Origin of the sequence: Vibrio sp. 1727 (assembly GCF_033344415.1) — a bacterium.
Taxonomy (GTDB): Bacteria; Pseudomonadota; Gammaproteobacteria; order Enterobacterales; family Vibrionaceae; genus Vibrio; species Vibrio alginolyticus.
The window spans coordinates 1-536 of record NZ_JAWPOT010000602.1; the positions used below are offsets into that span (position 1 = coordinate 1).

Here is a 536-nt window from a genome sequence, read left to right on the forward strand (position 1 = left end):
GCAAGGAGCACTAGATGCGTTTAGCCGTGACGAACTTCAAGGTGTAATTGCCCATGAGTTCAGCCACATCTTAAATGGTGATATGCGGTTGAATACTCGTCTGATTGGTGCGTTATTTGGCATTACCTGCATTGCTCATTTTGGTCATCTGATCTTGGATAACTCGAACAGCACTCGTCACGTATCGCGTAGTTCTTCTGATTCAAACAAAGGCTTCGCTGTCATCATACTGATTGCGATTGTCTGCTTGGTGCTGGGTTGGTTAGGAACCTTGTTCGGCAACATGATCAAAGCAGCGATTTCGCGCCAACGCGAGTTTTTAGCTGACGCCAGTGCCGTGCAGTTCACTCGCAACGATCAAGGGATTGCGGGAGCGTTAAAGAAGATTGGCAGCAACGTTCAAGGCTCTACCTTAAACACGAAAGCCAGTGATGAAATGAGCCACATGATGTTTGGACAGAGTAAATTGTCCGGATTCTCTGGTTTGTTCGCGACACACCCACCACTGGACGAAAGAATTCGAAGAATCGAACCCC

At 47.6% G+C, this 536-nt stretch carries 1 protein-coding gene; it reads left to right on the plus strand.

The genetic code is table 11. From position 1 onward, the window contains the following. A partial coding sequence (locus R8O10_RS27160) for a M48 family metalloprotease (RefSeq protein WP_318192220.1) occupies window positions 1–536 on the plus strand: 536 nt, incomplete at both ends.